Annotated in this window: 23 protein-coding genes and 1 riboswitch; of the genes, 4 read left to right on the top strand and 19 right to left on the bottom strand. The window is 48.1% G+C overall.

Features of this window, described 5'->3' with window-relative positions; translation table 11 throughout:
• Positions 1-52: 52 nt before the first annotated feature.
• The 9 genes from cmk to P9687_RS09925 all read right to left on the bottom strand — a co-directional run bounded on the left by cmk (position 53) and on the right by P9687_RS09925 (position 8,604).
• A complete protein-coding gene (gene cmk, locus P9687_RS09965) occupies positions 53-757 on the bottom strand; it encodes a (d)CMP kinase (protein WP_017550474.1) in 705 nt (234 codons plus the stop codon).
• Between the two features lie 121 nt (positions 758-878).
• Positions 879-1,523 (bottom strand): flagellar brake protein, encoded by a 645-nt coding sequence (locus tag P9687_RS09960; RefSeq protein WP_014098146.1) that lies wholly within the window; start codon positions 1,521-1,523, stop codon positions 879-881.
• A 121-nt stretch (positions 1,524-1,644) separates the two neighbouring features.
• The gene (gene ypeB / locus P9687_RS09955) at positions 1,645-2,994 is read right to left on the bottom strand and encodes a germination protein YpeB (RefSeq protein WP_035184684.1); all 1,350 of its coding nucleotides are present in this window, start codon (positions 2,992-2,994) and stop codon (positions 1,645-1,647) included.
• Positions 2,995-3,009: 15 nt separating this feature from the next.
• The gene (sleB, locus tag P9687_RS09950; protein WP_014098143.1) at positions 3,010-3,804 is read right to left on the bottom strand and encodes a spore cortex-lytic enzyme; all 795 of its coding nucleotides are present in this window, start codon (positions 3,802-3,804) and stop codon (positions 3,010-3,012) included.
• A gap of 111 nt (positions 3,805-3,915) precedes the next feature.
• Positions 3,916-4,596 carry a glutamic-type intramembrane protease PrsW gene (gene prsW, locus P9687_RS09945; protein ID WP_014098142.1) on the bottom strand — a complete coding sequence of 227 codons (681 nt, stop codon included), beginning with the start codon at positions 4,594-4,596 and terminating at the stop codon, positions 3,916-3,918.
• Between the two features lie 107 nt (positions 4,597-4,703).
• Entirely contained in the window at positions 4,704-5,687 is a 984-nt protein-coding gene (locus P9687_RS09940; protein ID WP_014098141.1) for a YpdA family putative bacillithiol disulfide reductase, read from the bottom strand.
• 157 nt (positions 5,688-5,844) lie between these two features.
• Positions 5,845-7,122 (bottom strand): Glu/Leu/Phe/Val family dehydrogenase, encoded by a 1,278-nt coding sequence (locus tag P9687_RS09935; RefSeq protein WP_035188063.1) that lies wholly within the window; start codon positions 7,120-7,122, stop codon positions 5,845-5,847.
• Positions 7,123-7,219: 97 nt separating this feature from the next.
• Positions 7,220-7,765: an adaptor protein MecA gene (locus P9687_RS09930; RefSeq protein ID WP_017550477.1), complete on the bottom strand. Its 546-nt coding sequence runs from the start codon at positions 7,763-7,765 to the stop codon at positions 7,220-7,222.
• A 59-nt stretch (positions 7,766-7,824) separates the two neighbouring features.
• Entirely contained in the window at positions 7,825-8,604 is a 780-nt protein-coding gene (locus P9687_RS09925; RefSeq protein ID WP_026683317.1) for a metallophosphoesterase, read from the bottom strand.
• Positions 8,605-8,780: 176 nt separating this feature from the next.
• Between P9687_RS09925 and P9687_RS09920 the strand changes: the two genes are divergently transcribed.
• The 3 genes from P9687_RS09920 to P9687_RS09910 are packed head-to-tail and all read left to right on the top strand — an operon-like array spanning position 8,781 to position 9,858.
• Positions 8,781-9,008 (top strand): spore coat associated protein CotJA, encoded by a 228-nt coding sequence (locus P9687_RS09920; protein WP_061565204.1) that lies wholly within the window; start codon positions 8,781-8,783, stop codon positions 9,006-9,008.
• Positions 9,005-9,265: a spore coat protein CotJB gene (locus tag P9687_RS09915; RefSeq protein WP_017553600.1), complete on the top strand. Its 261-nt coding sequence runs from the start codon at positions 9,005-9,007 to the stop codon at positions 9,263-9,265. Before P9687_RS09920 ends, P9687_RS09915 begins: the two co-directional genes overlap by 4 nt.
• A 23-nt stretch (positions 9,266-9,288) precedes the next feature.
• Positions 9,289-9,858 carry a manganese catalase family protein gene (locus P9687_RS09910; protein WP_061565205.1) on the top strand — a complete coding sequence of 190 codons (570 nt, stop codon included), beginning with the start codon at positions 9,289-9,291 and terminating at the stop codon, positions 9,856-9,858.
• 64 nt (positions 9,859-9,922) lie between these two features.
• On the opposite strand, the gene P9687_RS09905 is transcribed toward P9687_RS09910, so the two are convergent.
• The 5 genes from P9687_RS09905 to P9687_RS09885 all read right to left on the bottom strand — a co-directional run bounded on the left by P9687_RS09905 (position 9,923) and on the right by P9687_RS09885 (position 13,846).
• Positions 9,923-10,369 carry a YpbF family protein gene (locus tag P9687_RS09905; protein WP_035188060.1) on the bottom strand — a complete coding sequence of 149 codons (447 nt, stop codon included), beginning with the start codon at positions 10,367-10,369 and terminating at the stop codon, positions 9,923-9,925.
• Between the two features lie 129 nt (positions 10,370-10,498).
• A complete protein-coding gene (locus P9687_RS09900) occupies positions 10,499-10,738 on the bottom strand; it encodes a hypothetical protein (RefSeq protein WP_014098133.1) in 240 nt (79 codons plus the stop codon).
• Between the two features lie 24 nt (positions 10,739-10,762).
• Positions 10,763-11,341 carry a CPBP family intramembrane glutamic endopeptidase gene (locus P9687_RS09895; protein ID WP_035184675.1) on the bottom strand — a complete coding sequence of 193 codons (579 nt, stop codon included), beginning with the start codon at positions 11,339-11,341 and terminating at the stop codon, positions 10,763-10,765.
• Positions 11,314-12,798 (bottom strand): RecQ family ATP-dependent DNA helicase, encoded by a 1,485-nt coding sequence (locus P9687_RS09890; protein WP_061565206.1) that lies wholly within the window; start codon positions 12,796-12,798, stop codon positions 11,314-11,316. Before P9687_RS09890 ends, P9687_RS09895 begins: the two co-directional genes overlap by 28 nt.
• A complete protein-coding gene (locus tag P9687_RS09885; RefSeq protein WP_061565207.1) occupies positions 12,770-13,846 on the bottom strand; it encodes a helix-turn-helix domain-containing protein in 1,077 nt (358 codons plus the stop codon). Before P9687_RS09885 ends, P9687_RS09890 begins: the two co-directional genes overlap by 29 nt.
• Before the next feature lie 265 nt (positions 13,847-14,111).
• Between P9687_RS09885 and P9687_RS09880 the strand changes: the two genes are divergently transcribed.
• Positions 14,112-14,360 carry a ferredoxin gene (locus P9687_RS09880; RefSeq protein WP_014098129.1) on the top strand — a complete coding sequence of 83 codons (249 nt, stop codon included), beginning with the start codon at positions 14,112-14,114 and terminating at the stop codon, positions 14,358-14,360.
• A 31-nt stretch (positions 14,361-14,391) separates the two neighbouring features.
• Here the strand turns inward: P9687_RS09880 and P9687_RS09875 are convergent, their stop codons facing one another.
• From P9687_RS09875 to ccsB, 5 genes are all read right to left on the bottom strand, one after another.
• Entirely contained in the window at positions 14,392-14,970 is a 579-nt protein-coding gene (locus tag P9687_RS09875; RefSeq protein WP_014098128.1) for an ECF transporter S component, read from the bottom strand.
• Positions 14,971-15,117: 147 nt separating this feature from the next.
• Positions 15,118-15,253: riboswitch (FMN riboswitch) on the bottom strand.
• A 70-nt stretch (positions 15,254-15,323) separates the two neighbouring features.
• Positions 15,324-16,049 (bottom strand): peptidoglycan DD-metalloendopeptidase family protein, encoded by a 726-nt coding sequence (locus P9687_RS09870; RefSeq protein WP_235601121.1) that lies wholly within the window; start codon positions 16,047-16,049, stop codon positions 15,324-15,326.
• Positions 16,050-16,148: 99 nt separating this feature from the next.
• The gene (locus tag P9687_RS09865) at positions 16,149-17,918 is read right to left on the bottom strand and encodes an ATP-binding protein (RefSeq protein ID WP_035184669.1); all 1,770 of its coding nucleotides are present in this window, start codon (positions 17,916-17,918) and stop codon (positions 16,149-16,151) included.
• Positions 17,915-18,631 carry a response regulator transcription factor gene (locus tag P9687_RS09860; protein WP_014098125.1) on the bottom strand — a complete coding sequence of 239 codons (717 nt, stop codon included), beginning with the start codon at positions 18,629-18,631 and terminating at the stop codon, positions 17,915-17,917. Before P9687_RS09860 ends, P9687_RS09865 begins: the two co-directional genes overlap by 4 nt.
• A gap of 150 nt (positions 18,632-18,781) precedes the next feature.
• Complete coding sequence (gene ccsB, locus P9687_RS09855; RefSeq protein WP_061565236.1) at positions 18,782-19,981, bottom strand: c-type cytochrome biogenesis protein CcsB; 1,200 nt, start codon at positions 19,979-19,981, stop codon at positions 18,782-18,784.
• Positions 19,982-20,008 lie beyond the last annotated feature (27 nt).

Raw genomic sequence — 20,008 nt, 5'->3', positions numbered from 1 at the left:
TAATTCGTATAATTCAAAAAGAAACGCTTTCCTATCAAATTTCTAACATCTTTTACTTTTTGTCAAGTAAAGAAGCCGATTGCTGCTGTGCCATTTTTTCTTTTGCCATCGCAAGAATCTTTCCGGCAACTTCATCAATATCCATGCTTGTCGTGTCCAGTTCTACGGCGTCCGCCGCTTTAGAGAGCGGTGAAACTTCCCGTTCGGAATCCAGCCTGTCCCTTTCCTCAATCTCCTGTTTTAAACGGCTGAGGTCTGAAGGGATCCCTTTTGCAACATTTTCGGCATGGCGCCGCTTTGCGCGCTCATCGGCGCTGGCTAGCAAAAAAATTTTCAATTCGGCATCCGGCAGTACTTTTGTCCCGATATCCCGGCCGTCCATGACAACGCCGCCACCGCGGGCGAGCATCCGCTGCCGCTTGACCATTTCTTCACGGACAACGGCATGCTTTGAAACAGCCGAAACTGCTCTCGTCACTTCCCTTTCCCTGATCTTGCCGGTTACGTCTTCACCGTCGACAAAAACGACCTGGCCGTTTTCCCCCGGCTCCAGGCGGATATTTGTCTTGTACAAAAGTTCGGCAAGCGCATTGCCGTCTTCAAGGTCCGTTCCGTACTGCAGCGCTTTATAAGTAAGCGACCGGTACATTGCCCCTGTATCAATGTAAATATATTGCAACTGCTCGGCAACTTTTTTCGCCGCCGTGCTTTTCCCTGCAGCAGCAGGACCGTCGATGGCAATATTGATTTTTTTCATACAACGATTTCACCCTATTCTCTCTTGTTGCATATACCCGTTTTTTGGGCAGATAAAAGGATACACCCTTTTTATAGTGTACCATAAAATGGTGAATCCTCCTATCCATGAAATGCAAGTTTTATCCGGAAAGCCCCTTTTTACGGAGCAAAAGCTGCTGCTCGAAGCAAAAACGCAGGATATACTGCCTCTCTTTCGCGCTTGTATTTTTAAACTGGAGCGAGGCCCCTGTTTTTCCGCCGGTTTCAAACAGCCTAACGACGGAAAAATGCAGCTGTAAGTATTGGTAACCTTCTTTTAGCGGCAGGACAAGAAGCGCTTTTCCTGTTTCATGCTCCCTTGGGCGGATATCATCAGGCAAATAGACCGCACAGCCGCCCGAACTGATGTCTTTTGTAACTGCCGTTGTTTTCAAATTGGATTCCGGAAAGGTGAGGGCAATATCGAGTGCGGCGTCTACCCTGACATACTGCCGTCGCTGGATTTTGCGCACATCTTCCGGATCAGGAGCGGATAAAATGAGCATCGGGATATTGCCGAGTTCCCTGCCGGTTACTTTTGATGAAAACCGGTAAGGAATCTGGCCGTCCGAAACGAAATCAACGAGCAGCCCCTGGCCGAGCAGCAAAAATACGGTCCGGTTTGTTTCCATGTCGATCGGGTAATCAATATAAATTTTATCCTCTTTTATATCCGCAATTTTACATCTATATCTTTTACCTGTATCTTTATCTTCCAGTGTGAGTTCCAGCCCGACTTTTAACATCTTCCCAAACCCCTTTTATAGATTCCAATCTTATTATGACACAGGCTGGGCAGTTTTGTATTCTTTTTTCGCGTTTCATTTCATTTTTTGCCAAAAGGCCCGGCTGTACGCCGGGCAATGCTCATATGGACTTGCCGTATGCTCTTTCCGTGTTTTTCAGCTTTTCCACTTTTTCTTCGTTGCCGTTTTCCGCGTTGATATAAATCCGGTACGTTTCATCATGCAACACGCCGAGAAATTCATAACAAAGCACTTCCCGGTTCATGTCGCCGGTCATGATCGCAAGGCGGCTTTCCATAATGTCAAGCTTCGGATTCACACGGGACCTTGCTTCTTTTTCGCTGATGGCGGGCTTTGGAATATCCCTTTTTTGATGGCTTTTCAGAAAATCATCCGCTACAAACCCGATCACCTGGCCGTTGTCAAGCGCCACTTTTAATTTGACCGTTTCCGGATAAATGCGGACATTCCCCTGTTTCGCAGCGAAAGAAAAAACACCGACGTTGTCATATTGTGTGCTTTCAAACATGTCCATTTTCTCAAAATGGTGCCGGTTTAAAAAATCCGCCGCTTTCTTTTGGGCCTCGTTTAAACTGATTTTTTGCTTTCCCACCGGACGCTTGTTGAAAAACCAGACCGGGTATCCCCCTTTCCGCGTCACATCTGCGGTTGTTTCATTGCCGTTTTTGTCTTTTATACGGACGGTGTAAAAAGAAAAACGGGCGCCTTTTTGATTCGGTTTGGCTTCCGCCTGGCGGGCCGTTTTGAGTCCGGCGTATTGTTTTACAGTGGCGACCGCCTGTTTTTTGCTGATCATTTTTCCTTCCAGGTGCTCATAATGGTCATCGCGGTTTTGGAAACTCGTAAAAGACGGGCTGTTCAAATCGGCATTGTCATAGCCTTTGACCGTCCTTTCGACCGTCTTAAAGCCGTCGATGATCGTGTTATCCTTCGTTTCTTTTCCTTGGGCAAGGGCGCGTTCCACGTCCATCCAGCGGAGATTGTGCTTTAAAACATTATTTTGCACGCCCCGGAGCTGGTCCTGGATATCCGCGCTCTGGCCGTACAGTTTTTTCAGTGAAGCATACTCTTTATCGGATAGAGGTTCTTTATCCAAATCGCGCACCGCCGTCCGGTAGCTGAAATTCCCGATATTAGTCAGAAATTCTTCCGTTTTATGAAAAGGCAGAAGCGATAACGGAAGTTGGCCGACATCCGCATGCGCTTCTGATGTCAGGCGCCATACTTCAGCCAGTGCCGGTGAAAGGGACTTGCGTGAGTTCATGGCGAGGGTGTTTCCGATTTCATCATGCAAAAGGTCCATTCTGTATGCAAGGTCATGAAAAGCCCTTTGATACGTGCTTTCTGCATTTAACAAGACCGCCTCTTTTTCACGGTGCTCTTTATATGCCCAGGCAGCAGTCCCGCAAAGCCCGAGGGCAAGCACAACAATCATTGCCCGTTTCAGCATATTCATTTCCCCCTCTTATTTACAAAAAATATGTTTGCCGATTCGTTTGATTTGCGGCCTTGACCAGATCCACTTGCTTGTTGCGGTCGCCGGATTAAAATAATACAGCGCATTACCGGACGGATCCCAGCCATTGATCGCATCGAGGACGGCTTTTTTTGCCGTATCATTCGGCGCAAGCCAGATCTGCCCGTCGGAAACACAGGTAAACGCACCCGGTTCGAAAATCACCCCCGAGATGGTGTTTGGAAAAGACGGGCTGTCAATACGGTTTAAAATAACAGCCGCCACGGCCACCTGCCCTTCATACGGTTCGCCGCGCGCCTCCCCGTAAACCGCTTGCGACAAAAGGCGAATATCGTTTTGCGAAAATCCGTTCGGCACATTGGTAGCGGTTTGGACGGGTTTTTTGGCTGCCGTTTTCGGTGCCTGCTTTTTTGTGCCGCCGTAATACGTGAATTTTTTCCCGCTTGCAACCATGGACTTTACGTATGCCGCATCGTATTTTGACGCTTTGACGAGTTTCGCTTTGACGCCCGGGCCGGCGAGGCCGTCAACAGGCATTCCGTATGCCTTCTGGAAATTTCTTAAAGCCCAGTAAGTGCTGTAACCAAACACCCCGTCAATCGTTCCTTTATAGTAACCGATGTACTGCAGCCTCGCCTGCAGTTCAATCACATCATCCCCGACCGCTCCTTTTTGAATCACCTGATTCGAAAACGCCCGGGCCGTCCCGCTTGTGCCAAAAGAAAACAAGGCCAATACGGCACAAAGCAGCAACATGTATTTTAAGCGATTTTTTCCAATCATACCGCACCCCCCAAAAACTTTAAGCATTATCCGTAGTTTCTGGAGAAGGCGGCAATTTTATGCAAGACATAAAAAAACAACCGGCGATTGATCCGGTTGTTTTGCCCATTATCATAATTGTTGTGTCCCTGCCGCATCCTGCGCAAAATGTTTGGCAGAAAGGCTGTGCGCCTGCTTTGCTTTTTTCAGGCCGAGCCACCAAAGCCCGAGCATAAACGGTACCATAAAATACAGCCATTTTTGCTGGGTGAGCATGATCCAGTCGTAAAAACCGTGCAGGATCACCGGCACCATAAAAGAAAAAAGGAACCAGCACTTTTTGCGCGGGGAGAATCTGGATTTTCCCATATAAAAGCCCATCATGACACCGAAAATGGCATGGCTTGATACAGGAAGAAGCGCACGCCCGAACGCCAGGTCAACGCCGCCCGAAAAAAGCGATAAAATATTTTCGAGCGTGGCAAATCCGAGCGAGACGCTGACGCCGTAAACGATGCCGTCAAAAGGTTCATCAAATTCCCGGTTAAAAAACACAATAGCGGCCAAACACAGCCACTTGCAAAGTTCCTCCGGCAAAGCGGAATGGAGGAAAGCATGCCAGATGCTGCCCGAAAAGAGATGCTCCCGTTCGAGGATAAACTGCAAAAACATAACCGGCAGCGTGACAAGCGCACCGTATAAAAACGCTTTTGCAACAACAAGTATCGGCTCTGGCTCAAACTGGTCCCGCAAATAAAAATAGCATAGCAGGGCAAGTCCGGGGGCGATGCCGGCTGACAAAAGGACAAGCATATCGAAACCTCGCTTTTTGCAAAACTCAAATGATCCGTGCCAAGTCATTTGTTTTCATCGTAACATGAAAAAGCCGGAAAAGAAATACTGCCCCCCGAAAAAACCCTTTAATTTCCTTTTTGCAAGAGAGCCTCCCGGTTTTTGATCGCTGTGGCAATTACACCGCCATGGAAACGTCCGTTTTCAATAAAAATCTCATTGGCATTGTTTCCGGCAGCAAGCACGCCCGCAATAAAAATCCCTTCAACATTCGTTTCCATTGTCTCTTCGTTGTAATGCGGGCGGCCTGTTTCCGGGTCAACGTCCACTCCCATTTTCCGCAAAAACGTATGATCCGGATGATAACCGACCATCGCAAATACAAAATCATTCCGGATCTCTTTCACTTCTCCGCCTGCTTCGTATACAACGCTCTGTTCTTTAATTTCTTTTACGTGCGCCTGAAATTCCATTTTCACTTTCCCGTGGCGGATAAGCGAATCAAATTCAGGCAATATCCACGGTTTAATGCTTTCGGAATAATGATCGCCGCGGTACAGCACGGTCACACGGGCACCCGCCTTGTGAAGCTCAATGGCAGCGTCCACAGCCGAGTTTTTTCCGCCGATCACACAAACATCGGTGTCAAAAAACGGATGGGCTTCTTTAAAATAATGGTACACTTTGTTTAAATCTTCCCCCGGAACATCCAGCCTGTTCGGATTGTCGTAATAGCCGGTTGCGACGACCACATAAGGCGTCTCATATTGGCCTTTTGTCGTCGTAATGGAAAAGGTTCCGCGTTTCTTTTCGACACGGAGCGCTTCTTCAAACCGGTGGATGCGAAGGGCCTTCAGTTTCGCCACTTCACGGTAGTATGTAAGCGCTTGGTTGCGTTTCGGCTTTAAATTTTCGGTAATAAACGGCACATCACCAATTGCAAGCCGGTCGCTTGAACTGAAAAAAGTCTGGTGCGTCGGATACCGGTAAATCGCATTGACGACATTTCCTTTTTCCAGTATAAGCGGATGTTTCCCGATTTCCTGCAGGCTGATTGCAGCAGCCAATCCGCAAGGGCCGCCGCCGATAATAATACAATCTTCTTTTCGCATGTTTGTCCACTCATCCTTTTTTCGTATCTGCCTTTTCGTTTTCATCCGTTTATTTAAAAATCTCCCACCGTGAACACGACAGGAGATTTCAGCCTTTCCTTCTTCTGAACCTGTAAAGCCCCGTTTGCTGCCCAGCTGGAGCCGGCTTTCGGAAACTCTAAATCCAGCCTCTGAACCGCGAAGCTTCCGCCACTCTTCTCACACCGATCATATAAGCGGCAAGCCGCATGTTCACCCGGCGTGAGCGGGAAGTATTGTAGACCGTATTAAACGCCTGGACAAGCACTTTTTCAAGCTTTTCTTCCACTTCTTCCTCCGTCCAGTAATACCCCTGGTTATTTTGTACCCATTCAAAATACGAAACTGTGACGCCCCCTGCAGATGCGAGCACATCCGGAACGAGCAGAATGCCGCGGTTGGTTAAAATTTCGGTTGCTTCAAGCGTTGTCGGACCGTTTGCTGCTTCCACCACGATTTTCGCCCGGATATTATGGGCGTTTTCTTCTGTAATTTGGTTTTCAATGGCGGCCGGAACGAGAATATCGCAATCCAGTTCAAGCAATTCCTTGTTCGTAATCGTATTTTTAAACAGGGTTGTAACCGTCCCGAAACTGTCGCGGCGGTCGAGCAAATAGTCAATATCGAGGCCTTCCGGATCATGCAGCGCGCCGTATGCGTCGGATATGCCGATCACTTTTGCGCCCGCATCATGCATAAATTTTGCAAGGAAACTTCCGGCATTGCCGAACCCCTGAATGACAACCCTGGCGCCTTTTAAATCAATCCCTTTTTTTCTGGCCGCTTCACGGATGCAGATGGTTACCCCTTTGGCCGTAGCGGATTCGCGGCCGCGCGAACCACCAAGCACAAGCGGTTTTCCTGTGATAAAGCCCGGCGAATTGAATTCGTCAATCCGGCTATACTCATCCATCATCCAGGCCATAATTTGCGAATTTGTAAACACGTCCGGTGCCGGAATGTCTTTCGTTGGGCCGACAATCTGGCTGATCGCCCGGACATAGCCGCGGCTCAAATTCTCAAGCTCGCGGAAAGACATTTTCCGCGGATCGCAGATAATGCCACCTTTTCCTCCCCCATACGGCAGATTCACAATGCCGCATTTCAGCGTCATCCAGATAGATAAGGCTTTCACTTCATTTTCCGTCACATCCGGGTGAAACCGGACGCCTCCTTTGGTCGGGCCGACAGCATCATTGTGCTGCGCGCGATACCCCGTAAAAATCTTAACCGTACCATCATCCATTCTGACGGGAATTTTAACCGTTAACATACGGACCGGCTCTTTTAAAAGTTCGTATACTTCTTCAGGGTATCCAAGCTTTTCAAGAGCTTCGTGAATAATTGTCTGTGTCGATTTCAGCACATCTCGACTTGCTTCCATTGTTTGATGATCTGCGCCCTTTTCGGCTGCCATTATCGCAAACCTCCTAGATACGAAAGAAATATCTGCTATCAAATTTAGTATACAACTTTCCCCAGCAGATGAAAACCTGAAAAAACATGGCGGACGGTTACGGGAAATGCTTCAGGAGTTCCGCAAGCGCATTTTCCTCAAACACCGCGATCCCGTATTCCCGGACCATAAACGGGGAAATCCGGGCGCGCTCGCCGTATTCAAGAATAAGCGGCGCATTTTGTGTTCCCGGTTTTTGCAGCAAATAATACTGGTCTTCGAATATATAAAGGCTGCACGCGGAAATCCGGCCGATCTGGTTTAAAAAGCCCGCAAGCGCAATCACTTCCTCAATCGATGGAAAAAAGTAGGCTTCTTCCTGTTCCAGCGTTTCCGGATCCGCCCATTCGCCCGGATCCGCGTCGTCCGCTTCGCCCACTGTCAGAATAAACACCAATTCCTGGACATTAAATGAATAGATTTCAATGGTCAGCATATCGCTTTCGCCGACATGGTAAGCCTGATCCGCCAACTCCAGCATTTCTTCAAATAAATGATTCCAAATGGGCGAGTCGAGATCGTTTTCCATAATACCGCGTTCCGATAACTCTTCAAACGTAATGGAGTATTTAATTTTATTGGATGAAATCCGTTCCAGCTTCATTGATTTCCGCCCCCTGCATACGGATCTTACCTTATCGTATGCGGAAGGGGAAAGATGGTTCATGATGGCCGCCTGCTGCTTTCGATCGTAATTAAATGGGCTTCCGGTTTTGCACAAAGCCTGAGTGGAACAAGTGTCGTGCCGTAACCGTTGCTTATGAGGTGGATGACATTGCGCACTTTTCTCACCCCGCCGCGCCTGTAACGGCTAAGGCCGAGAATACGAATCTGCCCGCCGTGCGTATGGCCGCTCAGCATCACATCGATATTGTCCCATTCATGAAGCTGGTGGATCATTTTCGGGTTATGGCTGATTAAAATCCGGAGATCGTCCGGCTGCACCGATTGAAGTGCTTCATCGAGATTTTCGTTTTCCGTCGTCAAATCATCCACGCCGATCAGCGCAATTCGTTTTTTCCCGTTTACATATACAAAATCCGCCGCGTTGCGCAGCGTGCGGACGCCGGTTCTGGCAAAAACGGTCGCGAGCGCTTCGCCGTCCGCTTCATAATCATTATTTCCCCACACAAAAAATACCGGGCCAATTTTTTTCAGCAACCGCAAATTTTCCTCTGTTCTGGAAAGCGGAACCCCCTTTTCCAGCAAATCTCCCCCGATTATTGCAAATCGTGCTTCTCCTGTTGCCTCTTCGACCAGCCTGGGATCAATTTTGCGCCGGTGGATATCAGAAATAAAGAAAAAAGTGCACGGCTCCTCTCCGGCCGGATACTCATCAAGCAAAAACCGGTGCCGGATGAGCCGATTTAACGATGCTTCATAATGCATATACATCAATAAAACAATGCCAAGCAAAAAGGCAATCGATAAAAATGCAAACATACACGAGTGCTCCTGTTCCGCCGGGTGCTGGCCGGCACAAACGAAATTTTCTGCAATCCCTATCCGTATTATATCTTAATCATGGCAGATAGAAAGCATTCCGGCATTGTTTTTGACATAGCGGGAGAGAACCGCACATAAAATGAAAAAGACTTTTAAATGTCAGGAGGACTGAGATGAAAAACCATTATAAAACGTATCATCCCTTTATCGGACCGTTTGACCCCTGCCCGCCGATAACCGAAAAAGTTTACTCCACCCCGCCGAATTTGTATTTAGGGTTTCAGCCCCCGAACCTTCCGCAATTTGCACCGCAGGAAGCGTTAAGGCGCGGGACGCTTTGGAGGCCGCTTTATGACCCGTATTACAGCCCTTATGAACGGGCAAAGGAGGAAACCGATTGAAGCAGCTGCCAAAAGAGTATTACACAAGGCTTGAAGAACTGCAGGCCCTTGATTTTGCAATTGTGGAGCTGAACCTTTATTTGGATACCCATCCCGATGATCAGGCAGCGATCGAACAGTATAACACTTTTGTCCATGCCAGGAAAAAAGTCAAAAGAGCATTTGAAAAACAGTTCGGGCCGCTGACAAACTTCGGGCACAGCTATTCGCCAACGCCTTTCCAGTGGAAAGAGCCGCCGTGGCCATGGCAGGTATAAGCAAATAAAGGGGGAAAACGTTCATGTGGATCTATGAGAAAAAATTGCAATATCCCGTCCGGGTCTCAAGCTGTAACCCGAGACTTGCGAAACTTTTAATCGAACAATACGGCGGAGCGGACGGAGAGCTTGCGGCAGCGCTCCGGTATTTGAACCAGCGCTACACCATCCCGGATAAAGTGATGGGGCTTTTAAATGATATCGGTACGGAAGAACTGGCCCATCTTGAGATGATTGCGACGATGGTCTTAAAATTAACAAAAGATGCCACGCCGGACCAATTGATTGCTGCCGGCCTTGACGCGCATTATGTTGACCATGATAAGGCACTGCATTACCATAATGCCGCAGGGGCCCCATGGACAGCCACCTATATCCAGGCAAAAGGGGACCCGATTGCCGACATCTATGAAGACATTGCCGCCGAAGAAAAAGCGCGGGCTACGTATCAATGGATCATCAATTTAAGTGACGACCCCGACCTAAATGACGGGCTCCGCTTTTTAAGGGAGCGGGAGATTATCCACTCGCAGCGGTTCCGCGAAGCCGCGCAAATTTTAATGGAAGAAAGAGACAGAAAAAAAATTTTTTAGAAGATGCCGGGGCATCTTCTTTTTTTCGGCGGCTTTTAGTCTCCGTACCTGTTCCGGTGAATGGCTACTTGTTCTCGTGGTATAAATTAATATCAAACTCTTTTTGCATCATTTCGAATACAAGGTGGCGATCCTTCCAGCTTTCCCCTTTCCATAAATCTTTGCTTTTATCAATAATTTCGCAGCGGAGCGCATGAAATTCTTTTTCAGCCTTTTCCCGCTTGTCAAACAAGATTTTGCTCATGCCCCAAAGCGCAGCGGCCAAAAGCAGGAAAAACAGGTGAAACGGGCTTTCAGAAATACCGGAGAAAACGGAGAACACGGAACCGGCATTTTCAAAAGACCTGTAAACATAGTAGGCCCATGCGCATGTGTAGAGCATGCTTGTCCAAAGAAAAACAAGATGCCGCTTCCGCAGGCGGTCAAATTTTTTTTTGCGTTTGACAGCACTTTGCAGCATCTGCTTTGTCGCCGCATCTGTCCCTTTTAGCCCGGTGATGGACGGCTCCATACTGATCCCCCCTCACTCTACTATATGCGGCAAGGGACAGATCCATGACAAGCAGGCAGCTGCCCTGTCCTGAAATTTCGCCGGCAGATTCTCCTCTTTTTGGGGCGCCATTTATCGCGGGATGGGCATCTATCTGAAAAACAAAAACGTATAACAGATGTAAACGGCAATTGGCACTAAAATAAAAATGACAGCCAATAGGTTCACAAGCGGCAACCGGGAGCGGGATTCCTTTTCGGTACTTTTCCGCTTTTCTGCCCGCGAAACGGCCGCCGCCGTTTGTTTCTCCGTTTTTTCCTTTGCTTTGCCGGCCGGTTCAAGCTTTTGCCGCCGTTTTTCCATTTCAATGATATATTTTTCGTCTGACATGGCTTCCCCTTCCCCACATCCGGACTAAATCCCCTGTTTTTTGATGCGGATACCTAGTAAACAATCGATTGTAAAATGCATGATGATGACCGCCGGAAGATTTTCATGAGAAAGCACATAAACGGCACCAATCCAAAAACTCAAAAGCAGCACATTCGCGATTAAATACCAGTGGCCAAAATACCGGATATGCATGAGTGCAAAAATAAGGCTTGCTGCCGGCAATCCAAAATGCGTCTGGATGGCGCCCCGAAACAAGAGCTCTTCCGCCACCGCGATCAGCGCCGTTAAAGCAATAATAGACGGAACCGAACGGGTTTTAAAAATCCGCTCATTCACGCCCCCGTCATCATAATACGCTTTCGGGAGCCATTTCATGAGCAAAGTATCCGCAAAAACGACAGCAACTCCGTTTAATAAACCGTATGCACATTTCGCAAATGACATACGAAAGTGCTGAAAAAATGCTTTGCCATCCGGAAATAACAGAAATCCGAGCAAAGCGGCAGCAAACAGGAGAATCAGCTGTGTCAAAATTAAGTGAAAAGTAAGTTCCCGGTCTGTGAGTTCCTTGATCAAATCCGCCTGTTTTCTTCGTGCCATTTTTGTTCCCCTTTTCTGAATAGGTCCTGCAAAAGCAATTCCCATGCAGGAACGGTTTCGAGGGTGCCCCCGCTTTTTTGATTGCTTTCATATAAGGCTGTTTCAAGGCCGCAAATGTCACAGCACGCTTCATTGCCAGCAGCGGGCGGTTCACCGAAATACCGTAAAATTTCCGAGCGGCGGCATGACGAAGACCGGACCATCTGCACCATTTCCTTTAACTTCCGGCGCTTGTACGCCATCCGCTCGTTCCGGATGGCTGCAACCTCCCGGGTCCATGCTTCTTCCGGCAGGTTAAGCACTCTGTGGTGCAGCAGAAACCGGAGTTGCGGTTCCGTGCATCCAAGCGCCGCCCCGGCTTCCTTCAAATCTCCTTTCCATCTGCTGAAAGCGGCCAATTGTGCATCAGTCGGAAGCTCAGCCTCGATCAGCTGAAGCGGGAGCCGTTCATCCCCTTCCGTATACAAAAGGACGGCAATGCTCGGAAGCCCGTCCCGCCCGGCTCTGCCGATTTCCTGCAGATAGGCTTCCATCTGCAACGGCAGGTGAAAATGGATGACAAAGCGGATATCTGCTTTGTCCACCCCCATGCCAAACGCGCTTGTCGCACAAATGATCTTGATCTGTCCGTAAATAAACTGCTGCTGGATCAAAATTCTTTGCTCCTGGTCAATGCCGCTGTGATAGGCGGCCGCTTCGGCGATCCCCTCCTGCCTTAACCGCGCCGCCATTTCCTCAGCCGCCTTTTTGCTTGAAAAATAGATGATGCCGGGCTTCTGCAAGTTTTTCGCATAGGCAACTAGTTTTTCCTCTTTTTCGCGGTATGAAGGAATCCGGTCTATTTTAATGGCGATATTGGGCCTGTTGACAGAATAAATAAACCGGTTTGGGTCTTTTAAGCCAAGATACTTGCAAATATCGTCCCTCACCTGTTCTGTTGCTGTGGCGGTCAGAGCTAGGGTAAGCGGTGTGCCCAATTGTTTCCGGACTTCGCCAAGGTTTAAGTATTCCGGCCTGAAATCATGACCCCACTGGGAAATACAATGCGCTTCATCGACTGCAAAGAGCGCAGTCCGGATGGTTTTTAATTTTCCGAGGACATGGCGGTTGTGCAGCATCTCCGGCGAGACAAAGATGAATTTGAAAGCGCCCAGATGCGCAAGGGCCGCTTCCCGCTCCGGACCGGTTAAAAACGAATTTAACGCAACCACACTTTTTTCGCCGCGCATTTTCATCTGCTCTGTCTGGTCCTGCATGAGCGATAAAAGCGGAGAAACAATGATGCAGGATCCGTCCAGCAAATAGGCAGGCAACTGGTAGCATAAAGATTTTCCGGTACCGGTCGCAAGCATCGCCAGTGTATCTTTACCGTCCAGCAGTGAACGGATGACTTCTTCCTGCCCTGGCCGGAATGCGCTGAACCCGAACTTACTTTTCAAAAAGCTTAAAAGATCCACTGCGGCCCATCCTTTCTGCCAATACAAGGCGAATATGGAAATACGGGATGTCCCCTACTTTTTCTTTAATCGGTTTTAATTTCTTTGTATTTAAATCAGCGGCTGCCCGGATGATCTTTTGTTCTTCATCCTTTGGCACATACCGGTTCAGCGGAAAATCCGGGACCGTTAACGCGATTTCAATCAAATGGTCTTCAATCGTGCTTTGTTTTAACCCTCTCAGCGTGCTGATTTCCGCAATCGTTTTCCCTTGCTTCAAGAAGCCAAATGTCACCGCGGCAGACCGGGTCAGTGGCAAGGCCTTTTGCACATCGTGAAGCATTTGGTATAAATACCGGAATGTTTCAGGATCTCCGAGGATGCGCCGGACGATAAAATGAAGCAAATGCAAAAACCGGTACCAGTACTCTACAGGATCAAGGTGCAGGGCGGAGGCAGCCTGCGTGATCGTATATCCGATCCGGCCCGCACCCGTCAACCGAAGGACAAAAATTTCAGGCTTTTCCGGCGGGCTGCCGGAAAACAGACGGTAAAATTCACGGTACAAATGCTCCGCTAACGCAATCCTGCTTTTTGCATGCTGTTTCAGCCAGTTTTTTGCCCAAGCCTGAAGAGCCGGGTCCCTTTGAACCGGATAATATACTTTATTTCCATACACTAAGTTGGATACGGCCTGGGTAATGAGATTCAACCTTTTCCAAAACAGATTTGCCGAATCCTGGTATTTCAAGCCGTCCAGGTAAGGAAACCGTTCTTCCATCCTGCCGGTTGCCAAAAGCAGGGCAGCACCTTTTTCTGTGACCACGCAGGCATCCGGGCCGCTTTTTTGCAGCAACCCGGCTTTTAATAGGGCCTCTACTTCGCGTGTGAAAGCCTCACGGGAAATAAATGGAAACGTTTGAAAGAGCCTGCCAATCTTGAAAAAATGGGAATCCTGGATCGTCTGTGCTGATTTTTTGCCGTTTAATAGATGAAAAACAGCATAAGGGGTGCGTTCTCCATTCAGGTTGCTGAAGCAATCCAGCAATACAGCCTGTAAAAAAGGCATCTGAATCCTCTCCTGTTCTTTAGCTGAAAAAAGGGGGAAGTGCAAGGAAAAATCGGGGGTTGGTTCTATTTTAACATGGAAACCGGCGATTTGTTTACCATTTTTTTCATTGATTCGACAGGTTTCACGAACTCCGCCAGCCCGCTATTGAAATAAGAAAAAAAGAGTTTTAAAATGAAGGAGAAACACCGGCATGCCTTCGTGCACATGACGAGGCTGCCCGTTTTTCTTTTCTGCCATGATTGAACAACGAGGAGGAATCAAAATGGCAAAGTTTACAATCGTGGACAAAGATACATGCATCGCTTGCGGCGCTTGTTCCGCCAGCGCTCCTGATATTTTCGACTATGACGATGAAGGGCTTTCTTTTGTGATTTTGGATGATAATAAAGGCACTGCGGAAGTCCCGGAAATATTGGAAGATGACCTGATGGATGCCTTTGAAGGATGCCCGACAGAATCGATTAAAGTTTCCGACAAGCCTTTTGATGGCGATCCGTTAAAATACGAATGAAAAAAAGCAGGCCGTTTGAGCCTGCTTTTTTTCATATTCTTTTCCCCCCAATGGCGGATGCTTTGTCAATCCAATTTTTCATTTTTGTAAACATGAGCATAAACAAAGCCGTCACGATGAGGCCTTTCACAAGATTAAAAGGCAGCACGCCCGCCACAATATACGCTTTTACATTCCCGACCGAAAAGTTCATGAAGTACAGGTAAGCCGGTAAAATGACGAAATAATTTAAAATGCTCATACATACCGACATGGATACCGTGCCAGTGACTAGACCTACAGTCATGCCTTTTTTTGTCCGCATCCGTTTGTAAATGAGATATGTCGGCAGGACGAACAGCATCCCTGCAAAAAAGTTTGCCACATTCCCGATCGGTACCCCTGCTTCACTGCCGAGTGATAAATAATTCAGGATATTTTTGATTAGTTCCGCTACAACAGAAGCCATCGGCCCGTAAAGAAGGGCTGCCACCAATACCGGAATGTCGCTGAAGTCCACTGTTAAAAACGATGGAAAAGGCGGAACCGGAAATTTAATAAACATCAGCATAAAAGCCAGAGCACTGAGCAACGCGACCGCAACGAATTGCTTTACATCCCATTTCTTCATTTAAACTTCCTCTCTCCTTGTGACCGATTTATCATCAAAGGAAGAAAGGTGCCGCGGACCAAAATGAAAAGCCCCTGACAAAATGTCGGGGGCTTTGTAATAGGCGAGTCCAAATAAGCGTTTAATACGTCATTAAACACTGGCAACCCTTATCTTCTCCCATCCAGACTATACTGTCGGTTTTGGAATTTCACCAAATCCTGCCGGAAATCCGGCTCGCGGACTGAAAGGCAACTGCCTTATCACCGCCGGTCGGGAATCTCACCCAGCCCCGAAGATAAATCGTATGAAATTTTGATTACAAGCTTATTATACATGCCGGCTGCCATTTTGTGAAGCATTCCGCATCACTTTCATTCATTTTTTATTTTCAGCACCTGGCCGGCCATAATCCGGTCCGACCGCAATTTGTTCCAGCTTTTCAGCCTTCCCACGCTCGTATGAAAATGGAGGGCAATGTTCCAGAGCGTGTCGCCTTTTTTCACAGTGTAAGCTGCAGGCTGAGGGACGGTGGAAGCAGCAAAAACCCCGTAAGGATCATGGGTCTTGGCGGAAACCGTCTGGCCCGGCGCGCCTGGTCCGAAGATCAAAAACGGGTCAATGGCGTTTTTCTTATCCGGCGTCCATGGCCCGTTATGCACTTCAAAATGAAGATGGATACCAGTTGAATGGCCGGTCGAACCCATATAGCCGACCACCTTTCCTTTTTCAACATGCTGCCCCGCTCTCACTGCCCTTCCGGCAAGATGGGCGTAAACCGTTTCATAACCGGACGGATGGCGGATAAAAACAACATGGCCGTAGGATGCGGACAGATAGGAACGGATAACGGTACCTTCTTGGGCGCTGAATACTTTTGCGCGGTATCTTCCGGCAATATCAAGCCCTTTATGTGTGCCGTATCTTGTGTTAAATGTGTCGGAGATCGTCCCTGCCGCCGGAAAAATCCAGTCTTTTGTCGCTTCATGGATAACCGACCCGGATGCGGCTACGTCATTTGCCGAACAGGCAAACCCCAGGCATGCAGCTGTCAATGAAACGAAAAGGCATATTTTGATGTATGCCGGCAATTGATCCACCCCATTTTCATTTTTTCAATTCCGTTTCAAGCAAAGCCATCTTCTAAGATGCGCAAAAAACGGGAAAATATACAAAAAAAGGCAGACCCGGCGCAGAGGTCAGCCTTTTTTTGGAAGGAAAAATGAAAAGGTGGTCCCTTCCCCTAATTTGCTTTTGACAAAGATCCGGCCACCATGCCCTTCGACAATGTTTTTGGCAATCGCAAGGCCCAGCCCTGTTCCCGATTTGCCGCGCGTCCTTGCTTTATCCGCTTTGTAAAAGCGTTCAAATACAAACGGCAAATCTTCATCCGGAATACCGGATCCGTTGTCTTCGACGTGTACATATACGCCGCCGGGTGCTTCTTCCTCTTTTACTTTGACGTAACCGTTCGGGGAAGTATGCCGGAGGGCGTTATCAATTAAATTCGTCAGCACCTGTTCAATCCTGTCGGCATCGATTTCAAGGGTGAGATCGCTGTCCGAAGTCTCGCAAACGAGGTCGATTCCTTTTTCTTTCGCGATGCCGTTAAATTTATGTGTCACTCTTTCGATGAAACTGTTGAATGAGACCGGCTCCATTCTAAACGAAAAATGCCCTGCTTCCATTCTTGCCAGATCGAGCAGCTCATTGACAAGCCGGCCGATCCTGAGCGTTTCATCGTAAATGATTTTGGCAAATTCTTTCTTTTCTTCTTCACTTGCCGCAATATCATCAATGATCGCTTCGCTGTATCCCTGCAGCATGGCAACCGGCGTCCGCAATTCGTGCGAAACGTTTGCGATAAAATCATCGCGCAGCTTGTCCAGCTTCCGTTCTTCCGTCATATCGCGGATAATGGTGACAACGCCGCGGATCCGAGACAAATTATAAAGCGGGCTTGCAATCATAACATAGTACCGGCCGTTGATTTCAATTTCATCCGTCTGTTCTTTCTCCGTTTCGACCACTTTTGCAAGCAATGCGGACAGCCCTTCAGGAAGTGGAGCATCTTTTGCAGCCTGGTTATGATACCAGTTTTGAAGAAACATCTCAGCCGGCGGGTTCATGATTAAAATGGCGCCGTCCCGGTTAAAGGTCAAAACACCATCGGCCATGCTGCTTAAAATATTCCGCAGCTGCTCTTTTTCCTGCTTTAAGGCGTCCATATTAAATTTAAGCTGTCGCCCCATCGTATTAAAAGCGGTCGCCAGTTCCCCGATTTCATCACGGGTTAAAATCGGCACCTTTTTGTCAAAACGCCCTTTTGCCACTTCAAAAGCCGCTTCCCGCATTTTATGCAATGGCCCGCCAATCCTTTTTGAAAGGAAGAAAGCAAAGCCGGTCGTTAAAATAATGGCAATGCCTGCACCGAGCAAAATGATTTTTGTCGTTTGCCGCGTCATTTCCTGAAGCACTTCCAATGACTGGTAAACAAATACCGCGCCCGGTTCTTCCCCCTTCACATGAAGCGGGACGGCCGTCACAATCACATGATGGTACTTATTGCGGGAAGACCCGCCAGAAGGGGTTAACTCTTTGCTCACTTTCTTCTTTTCGCTAAACACTTGGGACAGCTGCTTGTCCTTTAAAATCGACGCGTACGGGATCCCTTTGTATGATTTGGAACCGGACGGATAAAAGATATCATTTTTGCGGTAAACGATCATGACTTTCTCGTTTTGGTCCAGAACGCCGAGGGCAATTTCTTTCCCGATCTTTCCGCTTGGGTGCTCCTCCATAATCCTCGAGATTTTTTGCGCCGTATTAGACAAATCCTGCTCAATCTGATTGATATGGTATTCTTCAAAAAACTTGAGCAACAGTACCGTCAGGATGAGCAGAACGCAGGCAACCATCAGCAGAATGGTCATCCACAGTTTCCCGACAACCGTCCGCCAAATTCTCATTCCGGCGCAACCTCAAATTTATACCCGACGCCCCAGACGGTAACGATCATTTTAGCCGCGTTTTCGCTCACTTTATTCAATTTTTCCCGCAAGCGTTTGACATGCGTATCCACCGTACGGAGATCACCGAAAAATTCATAATGCCATACTTCTTTTAAAAGCTGTTCGCGGTCAAACACTTTATCCGGAGATTTGGCGAGAAAATAAAGCAGCTCATACTCTTTCGGGGTCAGATTGACTTCCTTTCCGTCCGCTGTGACGCGGTGAGCATCATTGTCAATGGTAATATGCGGGAAAACGACAATGTCTTTTGCTTTTGTATCCGCGTTTAAGAAACCCGTTTGCAACGACCGGCGGAGCAGGGCTTTCACCCGCAGTACCACTTCGCGCGGGCTGAAAGGTTTTACAATATAATCATCCGCGCCAACTTCAAATCCTTCCACCCTGTTGGCTTCTTCGCCTTTAGCCGTCAGCATGATCACGGGCGTCATTTTCTTTTCGTGCAATTCCTGGCACACTTCAATGCCGTCTTTGCCCGGCATCATAATATCGAGCAAAATGCAGCTGTAGTCTTTTTCAAGCGCCATTTTCAAAGCGGTATCGCCGTCTTCCGCTTCATCTATCGTGTAATTTTCCCTTTCCAAATACATTCGTAACAGGCGCCGGATCCTTTCTTCATCATCAACCACTAAAATTTTTACATCCTCATCCATGGCTATTCCTCCTCAGTCAATATCAGCCGCCTGCTGCGAGCAAGATTCATCCAGCCGGTAAAATCCTTGCGGGCTTCCCGGGGCCATGCAAGCCGCCCGCATCCCCGGGTGGGGCTCCCGGGGATGCGCAGGATTCAAAAGCTTACAAAATCAGGCATACGAATGCAGCCCAGCAATGACAAGATTTACTGCAATCAGGTTAAACAGAATAATGGCAAAGCCAATGACGGCCAGCCAGGCGGATTTTTCACCTTGCCAGCCTTTTGACATGCGCAAATGGAGAAAAGCGGCATAAAACAGCCACGTAACCAGTGCCCACACTTCTTTCGGGTCCCAGCTCCAAAATTTGCTCCAGGCAATTTGTGCCCAGATCATCGCAAAGATTAACGCGCCGAGCGTAAACACCGGAAACCCGATCAATACCGAACGGTAGCCGATCTCATCCATTAAATCCGCATTTATATTTTTGGTGAGCGGTTTTAACAGCGCGCCGATCCGCTTTCTGGCCGCCAACCGGACCAGCACGTAAAGAATGATGCCGCTCAAAACAGACCAGAGCACCGTGTTCAGTTTGACGGCATTGATAAAGGCCGGCACATAAAACCACGGCGTCATTCTCCCAGCTGTTAAAAGTTCCCCGCCATGCGGCCCGATAACAGCCGGCATATGGTAGACGAGGGCATTTTCCCCCGTGTTTTTTGCCCCGTTGCGGTCAATCCAGCTGAAATCCACTTTGTAATGAAACAAGCCGAAAGCGGATTTTGCAACAATAAAACCGGCGATGCAGATTAAACAAAGCATAACAAATTCCAGCCAGAAAGTCTGCCGGTTTGATTTTTGCTGATCAGTGCTTTTCACAAGGTAAATCAGCCCGGCAGCAAAACTGACAGCAAGAATGGCCTCCCCGGCGGCCGCCGTTGTCACATGAATCTGCAGCCAGTAGCTCCTGAGAGACGGCACGAGCGGATTGATGTCTTTCGGGAACATGCTTGCATAGGCAATCAAAAGAAGTGCAACCGGCAAAGCAAACAGCCCGAGCACCGCACTCCTGTAAAGAAAATAAATGACCATAAAGGCTCCAACAAGCATCATACCAAAAAAAGTAGTGAATTCAAATAAATTACTTACAGGGGCATGCCCGGATGCGATCCACCTTGTAATAAAATAACCGGCCTGGCAAATAAACCCCGCAACCGTTGCGAAGATCGCAAAATTTCCCCACTTCGTTTTTTGCGGCCCAGTGCTTCCCTGTCCCTTTTTCGGTGTGCGGATCGCGCCGCCAAACAGTAAAGTGCCGATTAAATACAAAAGAAATGCGGCGAACAACAACCGGCTGCTCGTTTCGACCAGATTTTCCAATTTTCCCCCTCCTCATCC

Origin of the sequence: Weizmannia sp. CD-2023, from assembly GCF_036225245.1 — a bacterium.
GTDB classification, from domain to species: domain Bacteria; phylum Bacillota; class Bacilli; order Bacillales; family Bacillaceae_C; genus Weizmannia; species Weizmannia faecalis.
This window is presented reverse-complemented; position numbering and strand designations above follow the sequence as displayed.